Origin of the sequence: Spirillospora sp. NPDC048819, from assembly GCF_040650055.1 — a bacterium.
In the GTDB taxonomy this organism is placed as follows: Bacteria; Actinomycetota; Actinomycetes; order Streptosporangiales; family Streptosporangiaceae; genus Spirillospora.
This window is the reverse complement of record NZ_JBEZGN010000001.1, coordinates 280,385-295,081: the sequence shown is the minus strand read 5'-3', so window position 1 is coordinate 295,081 and position 14,697 is coordinate 280,385. Positions and strand designations below refer to the sequence as shown.

Here is a 14,697-nt window from a genome sequence, read left to right as displayed (position 1 = left end):
GGTCCGTCCTGCTGCGGATCGGCTGGTAGCTTCTGCGCCATGACCGCCCGAGATCTTCCTGGCCCGCCCGCGTCGCAGCAGCCCGATGGGGCTCCGCGGCCGGCCGTGGGGCCCGACGGTCCCGAGCCCCCGCAGGCTCCCCAAGGCCCGGGCGGCGCCGGGGAGACGCCGGAGAACTCGGCGTTCTGGAGCGACGGCGGCGGGGCCGGCCCGCGCAAGCGCCGGTGGCCCAGAGTCCTGATCGCGGTCGGGGTGTTCGTGGCGCTGGTCGTGGCGGGCCTCGGCGGGCTGGTGTGGCAGCGGCAGTCGTCCTACAACGGCAACATCGACCGCATCGAAGGCGTCATGCCGGACGAGGGGACCAACAGGCCCGGCCCGAACGTGGAGGGCACCGAGAACTGGCTGCTCGTCGGGTCGGACTCCCGGGCCCAGAACGCCACCACCGGGGAGGGCAACGACGTCTGGAAGCCCGGTCAGCAGCGCACCGACACGATCATGCTGCTGCACCTGCCGGCGGACCGGAAGAAGGCCTACATCGTCTCGTTCCCGCGCGACTCGTGGGTCGAGGTCCCCGGCTACGGCAACCAGAAGATCAACGCGGCGTTCTCGTACGGCGGGCCGAAGCTGCTGATCGCGACCGTCGAGAACCTCACCGGCATCCGGATCGACCACTACGGCGCGATCGACTTCGAGGGATTCAAGTCGATGACGGACGCGCTCGGCGGCGTCACCGTCAACATCAAGCAGAGCGTGTACGACCCGGCGCGCAAGAAGCAGTGGACGGCGGGGAAGCAGAAGCTGAACGGCGAGGAGGCGCTGCTGTTCGTCCGGCAGCGCTACAACCTCCCGAACGGCGACTTCGACCGGATCAAGCGGCAGCAGGCGTTCCTCGGCGCCCTCGCCAAGCAGGCCGCCGACCGCGGGACGCTCACCAATCCGCTGAAGCTCGACCGGTTCCTGTCGGCGCTCACCAAGTCGATCAGCGTGGACGCGGGGGTCTCGGCCGGTGACCTGCGCTCGCTCGCGCTGAGCATGCGGGGCGTGCGGGCGTCCGATGTGATGTTCATGACGACGCCGCACAAGGGCACCGGCAGCCGCGCCAAGCAGAGCGTCGTGTTCCTGGACGCGGCGAAGGCGAAGGCGCTGTTCGAAGCGGTCAAGACGGCCACGATGCCCGAGTACGTGAAGCGGTACGGCGCCGGCAACAGCCTCGGCACCGTCTCGTGATCGTGAGTCCCGGCCGGGCATAACCTGGTCGGAGACATCAGGGCCGGCAGGGGCCGGCCAGGGCTGCAAGGGGTTCGCAGAGTGCTTCGTCAGGCGTTGCTCGTCGCGTCGCGCAGTGGCGGCGCGCGCCGGCTTGTGGAGACCGCGCCGTTCAGCGGTGACGTCGTCCGCCGGTTCGTCGCCGGTGAGACGATCGAGGACGCCGCGCGCGTCACCGGCGAGCTGACCGGTGAGGGGCTGCTCGTCACCTTGGACGTCCTGGGCGAGGACACCGACGACAAGGAACGGGCCGAGGCGAACGTCCAGCACTACATCGAGCTTCTGCAGCGGCTCGGCGTCGCCGGTCTCGGCGCCAGGGCGGAAGTGTCCTTGAAGCTCTCCGCCATCGGGCAGACCTTCGACGATGACCTGGCGCTGAGCAATGCGCGCCGGATCTGCGCGGCCGCCCGTTCCGCCGGCACGACGGTCACTCTCGACATGGAGGAGCACACCGCGGTCGACCCGACCCTCGGGGTCGTCCACGAACTGCGGCGGGAATTCCCCGACGTCGGAGCCGTCATCCAGTCGTATCTGCGCCGGGCAGAGGAGCATTGCGCGGAACTCGCCTACGAGGGCTCGCGGGTCAGGCTGTGCAAGGGCGCCTATGCCGCGCCCACGGCGGTGGCCTTCACCGACAAGGAAGAGATCGACAAGTCGTACGTGCGGTGCATGAAGGTCCTGATGGCCGGCGGGGGCTACCCGATGCTGGCCACCCACGACCCGCGTCTCATCGAGATCGCGGGGGCGCTGGCGGTGCTGCACGAGCGGGACGCCGGGTCGTTCGAGTACCAGATGCTCTACGGGGTCCGCCCGCAGGAGCAGCGGCGGCTCGCGGCGCATGGCGCGCAGGTCCGCGTGTACGTCGCCTACGGCCGGGAGTGGTACCCGTACTTCATGCGCCGCCTGGCGGAGAGACCGGCCAACCTGCGCCTGTTCATGCGCTCCCTGGCCGGGCGATCCTGACCCGCGGCCCGGCGATAGGCTGGACCGGTCGTTTGAAACCCCACGTCAAGGTATGCCGATGATCGCGATTCTGGGTGCCGGGAAGATGGGCGAGGCGCTGCTGTCCGGGGTTCTCCGGGCCGGCCGCCGTCCGTCCGAGCTGATGGCCACCGTGCGCCGGGAGGAGCGCGGGGCGCTGCTGCGCGAGCGGTACGGCATCGAGATCGTGCCGAACGCGGAGGCCGCCGCCAAGGCCGAGACGCTGATCCTCGCGGTCAAGCCGCAGGACATGGGCGTCCTGCTGGACGAGGTCGGGCCGCACGTCCCGTCCGGCCGGCTGGTGATCTCCATGGCGGCCGGGATCACGACCGGGTTCGTCCAGGAGCGGCTTCCGGACGGCGTCCCCGTCGTCCGCGTCATGTCGAACACGCCCGTCCTCGTGGACCAGGCGATGAGCGTGATCTCGCCCGGGTCGCACGCGGAGGAGGAGCACCTCAAGCTGGCCGAGGAGCTGCTGACCCCGGTCGGGAAGGTACTGCGCATCCCCGAGTCGCTCCAGGACGGCGCGACGGCCCTGTCCGGCAGCGGCCCCGCCTACTTCTACTACCTGGTCGAGGCGATGGTGGACGCGGGCATCCTGCTCGGCATGCCGCGCGCGGCCGCGCTGGAGATGGTCATCCAGTCGGCCGTGGGCGCCGCGGTGATGCTCCGCGACTCCGGTGAGCATCCGGTGCTGCTGCGCGAGGCCGTCACGTCCCCCGGCGGGACGACGATCTCGGCGATCCGCGAACTGGAGCGGCACGGCGTCCGGGCGGCGGTGCTGGAGGCGATCGAGGCCGCCCGCAACCGGGGCCGTGAACTGGCGAGCGGCTGAACCCCGAGAAGTTCATCTTTGAACATTGAGCCGATCGGGGGGTTTCCCCCGTGTTAGGAAGTATGGGACTCATACTCCGCCTGCTCGTCGCCGCCGGACTGGCGGCGGACGCCTACGTGCACTGGGTGTTCGCGCCCGACATGGCCTTCGTGGAGGGCGGCGCCATCGGCGGCGACCTGCTCTTCCGCGTCCAGGCCGCGGTCGCCGGCGTCGTCGCCGTGGTGATCCTCACGTACGCGACCCGCTGGGCGTACGCGCTGGCGTTCCTCGTCGCGGCCAGCGCGGTCGGCGCACTCCTGTTCTACTACTACGTCGACGTGGGCGCGCTCGGCCCGCTGCCCGCCATGTACGAGCCCGTCTGGTACACCGAGAAGACGATCAGCGTGGTCGGTGAGGGCATCGCGGCGCTCGCCGCCGCGGCCGGGTTCCTCCTCGTGGGACGCGGGAAACGCGAGGACGACGAGGTCCTCGAACGCGAACCCGCGGGCCACATCTGACCCAACGGCAAGATTGGCCTCATTGGGCCTTTGCCGGGCGAATCGCCCCGGTTCGGCCGGTGCCGCCTCTACGATGCCTGCGTGGCCTCCCGGCTCCGCCCACGCGGCGGACATCACGTCCCCGTGCTGGTGGCCGGTGCCCTGCTCGCGGGCGGTCTCAGCGCGTGCACCGGAGGCGGCGAGGACGGGACGTTCCGGCTCGGCAGCGTGGGGCGGGCCGACGTGTCCGAGGTCGTGGAGGCGCCCGCGACCGTGTCCGCCCGGGCCACGGCGGTCCTCCGGTCGCCCGCCGAGGGGACGATCAAGCGCCTGAGCGTGGCGGACGGCGACCGGGTGCGCGAGGGCGACGTCCTGGCCAGGATCGCCTCGCCCACGGCGCGGGAGCAGCTCGCACAGGCCCGCGAGGCCGACCGGTCCGTGTCCGCCGGGGCGGCGAGCGTGCCCGCCGGCCTCGACATCTCCGAGTTCCAGCGCAGAACGGACCGCAGCGCCCGCGACGGGTTCGCCGCCGCCCGCAAGATCGCCCTGACGATCGCGGACCCGGGGCGGCGTGCCCTCGTGCTCGCCGGGATCACCCGCGCGCAGGCGCAGTACCGGACGGCGTCCGCGGCGGCACGCGGCGCGGTCGCCAGGCTGAACGCTGGCCTCGGCAGCGTCGGCGCGACGATCTCGTCGATCACCGCCGCGCAGCGCGTGCAGACGCGGGCGGCGGTGCGGGCCGCCGAGCGCACCGTGGAAGCGCTGACGATCAAGGCGCCGTTCGACGGCGTCATCGGGCTGGGCGGCCCCGCCGGCGGCACCCCGGGCCTCGGCGACATCGTCGACCGGCTTCCGCAGGAGCTCGCCTCGCAGGGCGGCGGCCCGGCGGGCCTGGGGAGCCTCGGCGGCGGCGCGGCCAAGGACGCCTCGGCCATCGCCACGGGCGCCCCCGTCGCCGGCGGCGACGCGGTCATCACGGTCACGGACGTCTCGAAGCTCTCCCTCAGCGCCGACGTGGACGAGACGGACGTTCTCCAGATCGAGAAGGGCGTCCAGGCCGATGTCGAGTTCGACGCCGTCCAAGGAGGCTCGTACAAGGCCGAGGTGACCGGAATCGGCGTCACGCCCAAGGAGTCCAGCGGCGGCGGCGTCACCTACAAGGTCACCCTCTCGCTCGGACGCGGAAACCTCGCGGGCGGCGGGACGGCCCCGCGACCGAAGCCGGGCATGAGCGCGGTAGTCAAGCTCCGGGTCCGCGACGTACGGAACGTGTTGTCCGTGCCGTCCTCCGCCATCGTCAGCAGCGGACGCGAATCGGTCGTCTGGGTGGTGTCCGGGGGACGTGCCGAGCGTCGCGTGGTCGGCCTAGGCGCACAAGGGGACGCGACCGTTCAGGTCACCCGCGGCCTAAAGGAGGGGGAACGGATCGTCGTCCGCGGCGCCGACTCCGTCGAGCAGGGCCAGGAGCTGAGCCCGTGACCCCGGACGTGCGGTGAGCGAAGCGGCGCTGGAGGCGGTGAACGTCACCCGCACCTACCGCATGGAAGGCGTCGACGTCACCGCCCTGCACGGAGTCAGCCTGCGCATAGACGAAGGCGAGTTCGCCGCCATCCTCGGACCGTCCGGCTCAGGCAAGTCGACGCTGATGCACCTGCTCGGCTGCCTGGACCGTCCGACGACCGGGACGCTGCGCATCTCCGGCAAGGACGTCTCGAAGCTCTCGGACGGAGAACTCGCCGAACTGCGCAACACGCAGGTGGGTTTCGTCTTCCAGTCGTTCCACCTTCTGGCCCGCACCAGCGCGTGCGACAACGTGGCACTACCGCTCGTCTACCGCGGCGTGTCCCGCGGTGAGCGGCGCCGCCGCGCCGCCGAGGCCCTCGCCACCGTGGGGCTCGAACATCGCCTCGGGCACCGTCCCGGGCAACTGTCCGGCGGTGAGCAGCAGCGCGTCGCGATCGCCCGCGCGCTCGTCGGCGACCCCGGCGTCGTCCTCGCCGACGAACCGACCGGCAACCTCGACACCCGCACCGGCCACGACGTGATGGACCTCCTGGAACGCCTCAACACCGAACGCGGCGTCGCCGTCGTCCTGGTCACCCACGAACCGGACATCGCCGCGCGCGCCCGCCGCCGGGTCCACATCCGCGACGGCCGCATAGAACACGACGACGGGCGGGACGGGGGATGAAGCTCGCCGAGTCGTTCCGGGTCGCGTTCGACGCGCTGCGCGTCAACCGGCTCCGCAGCGTCCTGACCATGTTCGGCGTCGTCATCGGCGTCGCCGCGGTCGTCGTGCTGGTCGCGATCGGCAGCGGCGCCCGCGACCTGGTGCGCAGCGAGATCGAGGGTCTCGGCTCCAACATCATCTTCGTCGCGCCGGGTGAGCTGGCGCTCGGCTCGGCGCCCACGATCAGCCGCATGCAACTGGAGGACGTCGGCTACCTGGGCCGCGTCACCGGCGACGAGAGCGACATCGCGGTCGCCCTCAACTCCGGCGAGACGGTCCGGGCCGGGCACGAGGAGGCGTTCGCGAACATCGTCGGCGCGAACGACCACTACCGCAACGTCTTCGACCGCCCGCTGCGCCGCGGCCGCTACCTCAGCGGCACCGACGTGGACACCCGCCGCCGCGTCGTCGTGCTCGGCTCCGGCGTCGCCGACCGCCTGTTCGGGGACGTCGACCCCATCGGGCGGCAGGTCTCCGTCGCCGGCGGCACCCGGTTCCGCGTCGTCGGCGTCCTGGAGGAGGTCGGCTCGACGTTCGGCCAGACCCGCGACTCGGAGGTGCACGTCCCGATCACCACCGCGCAGCGCATGTTCGGCGTGGACCGCGTCGACTTCATCGCCGTCCGCGCCCCGACCAAGGACGACGTCCCGCGCCTGCAACGCGAGATCGTGGACGCGCTGGAGACCAAGTACCAGGGCGAGCGCTTCTCCGCGATCACGCAGACCCAGTTGCTCGGCACGATCGGCACGGTGCTCGGCGCCCTCACCGGGGTGCTGGCCGCCATCGCCGCGATCTCGCTGCTCGTCGGCGGCGTCGGCGTCTCCAACATCATGCTCGTCGGCGTCCGCGAACGGACGAAGGAGATCGGCCTCCGCAAGGCCCTCGGCGCCCGGCAGCGCGACATCCTCGCCCAGTTCCTGGTGGAGGCCGTCCTGCTGACGACGTTCGGCGGCGTCGCCGGCATCGCGCTCGGCGTGGGCGCGGCCCTGACGATCTCCGCGCTGTCCCCGGTTCCGGCGGCGATCACCTGGTGGTCCCCGGCGGTCGCGTTCGCGGTCTCCGCGGCCGTCGGCGTCTTCTTCGGCGTCTTCCCCGCGCGCCGAGCGGGCCGCCTCGACCCTGTAGTCGCGCTGCGCACGGAGTGAGCGGGGCGCTGCGCGCGGAGCAAAGTGGTGTGCTGCGGGCAGAGTGAGTGTGTGGCTGCGCGCGACGGGAGGGGGTCAGGCGGCTTCGGCTTCGGGGGGTTCCGCGGCGGCGGCGGGGGCCGTGACCGTGCGGATGAAGCGGCCCGCGTCGCGCATCGCGGCTGAAGCCTCCGGCAGGACGCGGTTGAGGATCTGGAAGACGTGCATCTGCCCCTCCCAGACCTGGAGTTCGCAGTCCGCCCCGGCGCTCGTCAGGGCGTCCGCGAGGGCCTCGGCCTCGGGACGCAGCACCTCGTCGCCGCCGACCTGGATGAGGACGGGCGGCGTGTCCGTCCAGGCGCAGGTGAGCAGGGCCAGCCGCGGGTCGTCGAATCCGGCCGGCCCCACTACGAGGCGGGCGACCCGGCGCGCCGAGACGGCGCTGATGTACGGGTCGCGGGCGCGCTCCTGCGCGCGAAGGGAGATTTCGCAGGTCAAGTCGACCCAGGGGGAGAACAGGACGAGCCCGGCGGGGCCCGGCAGCCCGAGGCGGCAGATCTCGCCGGCCAGCGCCGCGGCGAGGTGCCCGCCGGCCGAGTCGCCCGCGACGACGATGCCGGACGCGGGGACGCCGCGTGCGAGGAGCCACCGGTAGGCGGCGACGGCGTCCTCCAGCGGGGCGGGGAACGGGTGCTCGGGCGCGAGGCGGTACCGGGGGGCCAGGACGGGCAGGCCGGTGTCGAGGGCGAGCCGCGACGTGATCGGGCGGTGCGTGCGCGGCGAGCACACCACGTAGCCCCCGCCGTGCAGGTACAGGACGGCGCCCGCGGCGGGGCCCGCGTCGCCTCCGGCGGTACTCTCGGCGTCGCGGGAGACGACCCATTCGCCGGTGACGGGACGCTCGTCCCGGCCGGTCCCGAGTTGCGGGTCGTTCAGCGGCAGGACGCGGACGCGGGAGCCCGGCCGCATCAGCAGCGCCGCGGCGTCGACCGTCGAGCGGGCGGTGCGGATGCCGCCGGCGTGGCCGGGGATGCGGTGGATGATCGGGCGGACGCCCAGGCGGAGCGCGCTGCTGATCGCGCGGCTGCGAACGCTCGGGCCCATCTACGCCCCATCCGTTGGTAAATGACGTGTTATCGGTATGCCCGTATTCGATCTGTAATTCACGTCACAGGTTCGTCGCGGGACGCCGCCGGCCACGGATCCTTGTGGACCAGGTCACGTGACGAAGGCGATACCGTGAGGCCATGAGCAGTCCCGCGTCGTCTTCGCCCCCCACCCCCGAGAACTGCGGGCTTGAGATCTTCTGGGACGAGCGGCTCATCTCCTACGACTTCGGTCCCGGGCATCCCATGAACCCCGTGCGCGTCGAGCTGACGATGGCGCTGGCCCGGGAGCTCGGCGTCCTGGACCGTCCCAACGTACGGGTGTCGGAGTTCGAGGCGGCGGGCGACAAGCTGCTCCGGCTCGTCCACGAGGAGTCCTACATCGCGGCGGTCAAGCACGCGGGCGCGACCGGGCTCCCCGAGATCCGGTACGGCATCGGGACCGCCGACAACCCCGTGTTCCTCGGCATGCACGACGCGTCCGCCCTCGTCGCGGGCGCCTCCGTCGCCGCCGCCGAGGCGGTGTGGACGGGACGCGCCGAGCACGCCGTCAACGTCTCCGGCGGCCTGCACCACGCGCTGAGCGGCGCCGCCAGCGGGTTCTGCGTCTACAACGACCCGGCCATCGCGATCGCGTGGCTGCTGGAGAACGGCGCCGAGCGCGTCGCCTACGTCGACATCGACGTCCACCACGGCGACGGCGTCCAGGCCGCCTTCTACGACGACCCGCGCGTCATGACGATCAGCTTGCACGAGACACCCCGGACACTGTTCCCCGGCACCGGCTTCCCGAACGAGACGGGCGCCGAGGGCACGTCGGTCAACATCTCGCTGCCGCCCGGCACCGGCGACGGGCCGTGGCTGCGCGCGTTCGACGCGGTCGTCCCGCCGCTGCTGCGCCGGTTCCGGCCGGAGGTCCTCGTCACCCAGCACGGCGCCGACGGCCACGCGCTCGACCCGCTCGCGCACCTCACGCTCAGCGTGGACGGGCAGCGCACCGCCTACAGCCTGCTGCACGGGCTCGCGCACGAGACCGCGGGCGGCCGCTGGGTCGCCACCGGGGGCGGCGGCTACGAACTGGTTCAGGTCGTGCCGAGGGCGTGGACGCACCTTCTGGCCGAGGCGGCGGGCGGGCCCATCCCGCCGGAGACGCCGACGCCGGAGGACTGGCGCGCCTTCGCCCGGCAGCGGACCGAGGAGATCGCCCCCCGCCGGATGACGGACGGGACGGACGTTGTGGAGGTCAGCAGGTGGGGGAACGGCTACGACCCGGCGAACCCGATCGACCAGGCGGTGCTGGCGACGCGGCGGGCGGTGTTCCCCGAGCACGGCCTCGACCCGATGACGGACGAATGACGGCCGCCGGGACGTCGCAGGCGCCCGCCCCGAAGCCGGCGCCGAGCAGGGACGAGCTGCGCGCCCACCTCGTCCGGACGATGATCGCCGGTGATGTGGCGACGCCGCGGCAGAACAACCTGCTGCACTACCGGCGGATGGCGGCCGGCCACCCGTACTACCAGTTCGGCCTGGAGCTGAAGCCGTCGTGGACGGAGCAGACCGTGCTGGAGATGATGGTCGAACGCTGCGGCGTCGACCCCGACCCCCGGCACATCTACGGGGACGACACCATCGACCCCGAGATCACGCTCGACACGCTTGAGGCGATGGGCCGGCGCATCGGTCTCGCGGCACGCCGCCAGGAGACCGTGGTGATCGCGACGGGCCATCCGGCGACGCTGACGCCGCTGTACCAGGGGGTCGCACAGGCGCTGGCGGACGCGGGCTGCCGGCTGCTGACCCCCGCGGCCGGCTGGACGTACGAGATCGAGGTCGGCTACGGCGGCCTCGATCTGCGCCGCATCGTCTACGCGGAGCCGGGTGTGGCGATGCTGGAGGGCGACGACCGGCGGACGCACCACACCCACGACCCGCACCCGATGGAAGCCATGCTCCGCGAACTGACCGGTGGCGAGCGGGCCGGTGGTGAGTTGGCCCGTGACGAGCGGGCCAATACTGCTTCTGAGGGCGCTGCGGAAGCTAAACCTGATATTTGGCCGGATCTGGCCATCGCCGATCACGGCTGGGCTGGAGCCGCCGGGCAGGCGGGCATCGACACCGTCGGGTTCGCGGACTGTAACGATCCGGCGCTGTTCGCGGGCGCCGCCGAAGGCAAGATCGACGTGGCCGTCCCGCTCGACGACGGCATCGCGCCGCACCACTATGCGCCTCTGACCGCGTACATCCTTGATCATGCGGGCCTGTACCCGCCCCGCTGACCCCGCTCGCCCCCACCCGTCCGTCCGCCCCGGCCGGCGCCGTACCGCCCGGATGCCGTCCCGGATGTCACTGCGTGTGACAGGGCGGCCGTAACGTGACTGATGGGCTTGCAGGACGCCATCGGGGACAGCGGAACCGCAGGTCAACACGGGGTTTTGGTTGACGATCGTTCGTCGCGACACTGCCTGTACCGTCATGTCCACGCTCCGTACGGAATCATCACTGTGGCCTTCCAGTCAGGTCCGGATACGGAAATGTGCGGAACTCCCCTCTTGCGACTGCCGATACGCGATTTACGCTGGAGGAAGTACACGTGCGTGATCAAAGTCACCCAAAGGGCCGGTGCGCGGCACGTGTGGAAGAGGGCGTCCGATGACCTCAGGCGAGCGACCTCTGAGCGAGGTCAGGTTCCTGACCGTGGCCGAAGTGGCCTCGGTGATGCGGGTGTCCAAGATGACCGTCTATCGCCTAGTCCACTCCGGCGAGCTGCCCGCGATCCGCGTGGGCCGTTCGTTCCGGGTTCCCGAGCAGGCCGTTCACGACTATCTGCGCGACGCGTACATCGAAGCCGGATAACGGGTAAGGGCGGGGCATGAGCCACGACCCCGCCGCATACTCCGCACCCGGCCGTGCAGGGGGCGTCGGGACGGGCCCTCGGGAACGTCCCGAAGCTGGGGAAGCAGGACGAGGACCGGCAGAACGGTCCGGACACCGAACGGGACGGGCGGTGGCCACCACCCGGTGGCCGCCCGGCATGCCCGCCCGTGCGGAACGGTGCCCGGCGCCGCGCGACGCGCGGTGCCGGACTCCGTATGCCCGCACACGCGGGCCGGGCAGCGCGCCGCGGCCCGGGGCACGGCGTGATCTCCCTCTATACAGCGGTAGTCTGGGGCCGCGGACCGTGCGCGCGCCTCGATCGACGCTCGCCAGCGGCACGCCCGTCTCCTGCACTACACCCGATACGCCGAGCGAGGTCTCGTGGGCTCTGTCATCAAAAAGCGACGCAAGCGGATGGCCAAGAAGAAGCACCGCAAGCTGCTGAAGAAGACGCGCATCCAGCGTCGCAACAAGAAGTAGTCGTCACGCCGGCCGGAAAGCCGTAAGGGGTGGGGCGCACAGTGTCCTCGATGCCCGCCGCCGCGGCCCGTGTCGTCCTCGTCACGGGCGTGTCCCGTTTCCTGGGGGCGCGGGTCGCGAACACCCTGCAAGCAGAACCGGGCATCGAGCGGGTCATCGGCGTGGACACGGTGCCGCCCGAGCCGGCGCCCGGCCTGTCGCTCGGACGCACCGAGTTCGTCCGCGTCGACATACGCACGCCCAGCATCGCGAACATCATCGCGTCCGCCGGGGTCGACACGGTGGTGCACCTCAACCTGGTGACGTCCTCGTCCGTCCCGCGGGCGAAGGTGAAAGAGTTCAACGTCATCGGCACGATGCAGCTGCTCGCGGCCTGCCAGCGTTCGCCCGACATGCGCAAGCTCGTCGTACGGTCCTCGGCCGCCGTGTACGGCTCGTCGCCGATGGACCCGGCCGTGTTCACCGAGCAGGACGAGCCCGTCGAGGCGCCCACGTCCGGCTACGCGAAGGACGCGGTCGAGGTCGAGGGCTACGTCCGGGGCCTGATGCGCCGCCGGTCCGACCTCACGGTGTCGATGCTGCGGTTCGCGAACTTCCTCGGCCCCGACGTCGACTCGCCGCTCAGCCGGTACCTGCACCTGCCGGTCGTCCCTACGGTTCTGGGCTTCGACCCGCGGCTGCAGTTCGTCCACGAGGACGACGGCGTCGAGGTGCTGCGCCGCATGACCGTCGAGGAACATCCCGGCTGCTTCAACGTCGCCGGCGACGGCGTCCTGCTGCTGTCCCAGGCGCTCCGCCGCGCCGGACGCCCCTACGTGCCCGTCCCGTCGCCGTCCATCTCGGTGCTCGGCGACATGGGGCGGCGGTTCGCGGGGCTGTCCGGGTTCTCGCCGGAGCTTCTGCGCTGGCTGACCTACGGCCGGGTCATCGACACCACCGCCCTGGAGAACGAGCTTTCGTGGCGTCCCAAGTACAGCTCGGAGGCGGCCTTCGCCGACTTCGCCGGCGCCCAGGGCTTCGGCCACGGCCGGCTGACCTCCCTGTTCGGACGTCCATGAAGGGGAGCCCGGGATGATGAACGCCCACCGCAAGGACGACGACGGCAAGGACGGCCGCGACGACGAGGGCGCGCAGGTCATCCGCCTGGCCTCGGCCCGCCGCGACGACGAGTCACAGGGACGTTCCGAACACGGGCGGTCCGGGCAAGGGCCGTCCGGGCACGGGCCGTCCGGAAACGGGCCGTCCGGAAACGGGCTTTTCGAGCGCGGGCCGATCGAGCGCGGCATCGCGTCCGGCCTGGCGTTCCTGCGCCGCCGCATGTCCGGCGACTACGAGGTCGACGAGTTCGGCTTCGACCCCGAATTCAACTCCACCGTCCTGCTGCCCATGGCCCGTGCCCTCTACGAGCACTGGTTCCGCGTCGAACTCGCCGGTGTGGACAACATCCCCGACGGCGGCGCCCTCCTCGTCGCCAACCACTCCGGCACCGTCCCCCTCGACGCGCTCATGCTGTCGGTCGCCCTGCACGACCACGCCCACCGGCAGGTCCGCCTGCTCGGCGCCGACCTCGTGTACCAGATCCCGCTCCTCGGGCACCTGTCCCGCAAGGCCGGGCACACCCTCGCCTGCCAGTCCGACGCCGCCCGCCTGCTCGGGAAGGGCGAACTCGTCGGCGTGTTCCCCGAGGGCTTCAAGGGCGTCGGCAAGCCCTTCTCCGACCGCTACAAGCTCCAGCGCTTCGGCCGCGGCGGCTTCGTCGGAACCGCCCTGCGCTCCGGCGTCCCCATCGTCCCGTGCGCCATCGTCGGCGCCGAGGAGATCTACCCCAAGATCGCCGACCTGCGTCCGCTGGCCCGGCTCCTCGGCCTCCCGTACTTCCCGGTCACCCCGACGTTCCCGTTCCTCGGCCCCGCCGGGCTCGTCCCGCTCCCGTCCAAGTGGATGATCCAGTTCGGTGAGCCCATGACCCTGGACGAGTACGAGGCCGACGCCGCCGACGACCCCATGACGGTCTTCAACATCACCGACCACGTCCGCGAGAACGTCCAGCAGATGCTCTACGACACCCTCCTCCGCCGGGGCCCCGCCTTCCTCTGACGCGGCGCCCGGCCGCTCTACAGTGAGCGGATGCAGCCGTTACGCAGCCGCATGGTCGCCCGCGACGTGGACGAACCGCACCGCGCGGCCAGCCCCCTCGAACTGCTCTTCGACCTGACCTTCGTGGCCGCGGTGTCCCAGGCCTCCGCCCGGCTGGCGCACGCCACCGAGGAAGGCCACGTCGGCGACGCCCTCGGGCCGTACCTCATGGTGTTCTTCGCCATCTGGTGGGCGTGGATGAACTTCACCTGGTTCGCGTCCGCGTACGACACCGACGACGTCCTGTACCGGGCCATGACGTTCGTGCAGATGGCGGGCGTCCTCGTCCTGGCCGCCGGGGTGCCCGCCGCGTTCGACGGCGACTTCACCACCGTCACCATCGGGTATCTCGTCATGCGCGTCGGCCTGGTCGCCCTCTGGGTGCGCGCCGCCATCGCGCATCCCGAGTCACGCGCCACGACCCTCCGCTACGCGGCGGGCGTCTCCCTGCTCCAGGTGCTGTGGCTGTCCCGGCTCGCGCTGCCGGACGGCGGCCCCGGCTGGGTGTTCCTCCTGCTCGTGCTGCTCGAACTGTCCGTCCCGTCGATCGCGGAACGGGCCGGTGCGACGGCCTGGCACCCACACCACATCGCGGAGCGGTACTGCCTGTTCACGATCATCCTGCTGGGGGAGAGCGTCCTCGCGTCCACCAACGCCGTCCAGGACGCGGTCGAGCACGGCCTGAGCGGCGAACTCGTCACCATCGCCCTCGCGGGCCTCGCCATCCTGTTCATGCTCTGGTGGATCTACTTCTCCGAGCCCGCCGGCGAGGGCCTGGCGGCCCGCCGCGACCGCTCCTTCGTCTGGGGATACGGCCACTACGTGATCTTCGCCGCGCTCGCCGCCGTCGGCGCCGGGCTGGAGACCGCCGTCGCGTCGGCGGGCGACCACGTCAAGGCCGGCCCGCAGACCGCGGTGGCGGCCGTCGCCATCCCGATCGCGGTGGTCCTCGTCATGCTGTGGGCCCTGCACGCCCCGATGCGCCGCACCGCCATCCATCCCGGACTGATCGGGGTCACGGCCGTCCTCGTCCTGCTCGCCACGTTCGCCGCGCCCGCCATCGGCGTCGCCGCGAGCCTGGTCGTCCTCGCGGCCCTCCTCGTCCTGCTCATGGCCGCGACGTTCACCACGCGGACGGGAAGAGCCGGCGCCTGAGAAGACGGCCTGCCTGAGCGGCGCTGGACGCCGA

At 71.7% G+C, this 14,697-nt stretch carries 15 protein-coding genes; 14 read left to right on the top strand and 1 reads right to left on the bottom strand.

What is annotated here, in order from left to right; translation table 11 throughout:
* Nucleotides 1-39: 39 nt before the first annotated feature.
* From AB0C35_RS01500 to AB0C35_RS01470, 7 genes are all read left to right on the top strand, one after another.
* Nucleotides 40-1,227: an LCP family protein gene (locus AB0C35_RS01500; protein ID WP_358449255.1), complete on the top strand. Its 1,188-nt coding sequence runs from the start codon at nucleotides 40-42 to the stop codon at nucleotides 1,225-1,227.
* Nucleotides 1,228-1,308: 81 nt separating this feature from the next.
* Entirely contained in the window at nucleotides 1,309-2,229 is a 921-nt protein-coding gene (locus AB0C35_RS01495; RefSeq protein WP_358449253.1) for a proline dehydrogenase family protein, read from the top strand.
* 58 nt (nucleotides 2,230-2,287) lie between these two features.
* Nucleotides 2,288-3,082 (top strand): pyrroline-5-carboxylate reductase, encoded by a 795-nt coding sequence (gene proC / locus AB0C35_RS01490; protein ID WP_358449251.1) that lies wholly within the window; start codon nucleotides 2,288-2,290, stop codon nucleotides 3,080-3,082.
* 62 nt (nucleotides 3,083-3,144) lie between these two features.
* Nucleotides 3,145-3,579, top strand: a complete 435-nt coding sequence (locus tag AB0C35_RS01485; protein WP_358449249.1) for a hypothetical protein — start codon at nucleotides 3,145-3,147, stop codon at nucleotides 3,577-3,579.
* Between the two features lie 81 nt (nucleotides 3,580-3,660).
* A complete protein-coding gene (locus AB0C35_RS01480; RefSeq protein ID WP_358449247.1) occupies nucleotides 3,661-5,037 on the top strand; it encodes an HlyD family efflux transporter periplasmic adaptor subunit in 1,377 nt (458 codons plus the stop codon).
* Nucleotides 5,038-5,050: 13 nt separating this feature from the next.
* Nucleotides 5,051-5,749: an ABC transporter ATP-binding protein gene (locus AB0C35_RS01475; RefSeq protein WP_358449245.1), complete on the top strand. Its 699-nt coding sequence runs from the start codon at nucleotides 5,051-5,053 to the stop codon at nucleotides 5,747-5,749.
* Entirely contained in the window at nucleotides 5,746-6,933 is a 1,188-nt protein-coding gene (locus AB0C35_RS01470; protein ID WP_358449243.1) for an ABC transporter permease, read from the top strand. Before AB0C35_RS01475 ends, AB0C35_RS01470 begins: the two co-directional genes overlap by 4 nt.
* Nucleotides 6,934-7,008: 75 nt before the next feature.
* Here the strand turns inward: AB0C35_RS01470 and AB0C35_RS01465 are convergent, their stop codons facing one another.
* On the bottom strand, nucleotides 7,009-8,016 hold the full coding sequence (locus AB0C35_RS01465; RefSeq protein WP_358449241.1) for an alpha/beta hydrolase: 1,008 nt from the start codon (nucleotides 8,014-8,016) through the stop codon (nucleotides 7,009-7,011).
* Between the two features lie 143 nt (nucleotides 8,017-8,159).
* On the opposite strand from AB0C35_RS01465, the gene AB0C35_RS01460 reads away from it, so the two are divergent.
* From AB0C35_RS01460 to AB0C35_RS01430, 7 genes are all read left to right on the top strand, one after another.
* Nucleotides 8,160-9,374 (top strand): acetoin utilization protein AcuC, encoded by a 1,215-nt coding sequence (locus AB0C35_RS01460; RefSeq protein ID WP_358449239.1) that lies wholly within the window; start codon nucleotides 8,160-8,162, stop codon nucleotides 9,372-9,374.
* Nucleotides 9,371-10,294: a phosphatase gene (locus AB0C35_RS01455; RefSeq protein WP_358449237.1), complete on the top strand. Its 924-nt coding sequence runs from the start codon at nucleotides 9,371-9,373 to the stop codon at nucleotides 10,292-10,294. The genes AB0C35_RS01460 and AB0C35_RS01455 overlap by 4 nt, the downstream gene beginning before the upstream one ends.
* Before the next feature lie 373 nt (nucleotides 10,295-10,667).
* The gene (locus AB0C35_RS01450; RefSeq protein ID WP_131877351.1) at nucleotides 10,668-10,871 is read left to right on the top strand and encodes a helix-turn-helix domain-containing protein; all 204 of its coding nucleotides are present in this window, start codon (nucleotides 10,668-10,670) and stop codon (nucleotides 10,869-10,871) included.
* Nucleotides 10,872-11,273: 402 nt separating this feature from the next.
* Nucleotides 11,274-11,372, top strand: coding sequence for an AURKAIP1/COX24 domain-containing protein (locus AB0C35_RS01445; protein WP_018654693.1), 99 nt, complete (start codon nucleotides 11,274-11,276; stop codon nucleotides 11,370-11,372).
* 50 nt (nucleotides 11,373-11,422) lie between these two features.
* Nucleotides 11,423-12,430 carry an NAD-dependent epimerase/dehydratase family protein gene (locus tag AB0C35_RS01440; protein ID WP_358449234.1) on the top strand — a complete coding sequence of 336 codons (1,008 nt, stop codon included), beginning with the start codon at nucleotides 11,423-11,425 and terminating at the stop codon, nucleotides 12,428-12,430.
* A 13-nt stretch (nucleotides 12,431-12,443) separates the two neighbouring features.
* Entirely contained in the window at nucleotides 12,444-13,469 is a 1,026-nt protein-coding gene (locus tag AB0C35_RS01435; RefSeq protein WP_358449232.1) for a lysophospholipid acyltransferase family protein, read from the top strand.
* Nucleotides 13,470-13,499: 30 nt separating this feature from the next.
* Complete coding sequence (locus AB0C35_RS01430; RefSeq protein WP_358449230.1) at nucleotides 13,500-14,663, top strand: low temperature requirement protein A; 1,164 nt, start codon at nucleotides 13,500-13,502, stop codon at nucleotides 14,661-14,663.
* Nucleotides 14,664-14,697 lie beyond the last annotated feature (34 nt).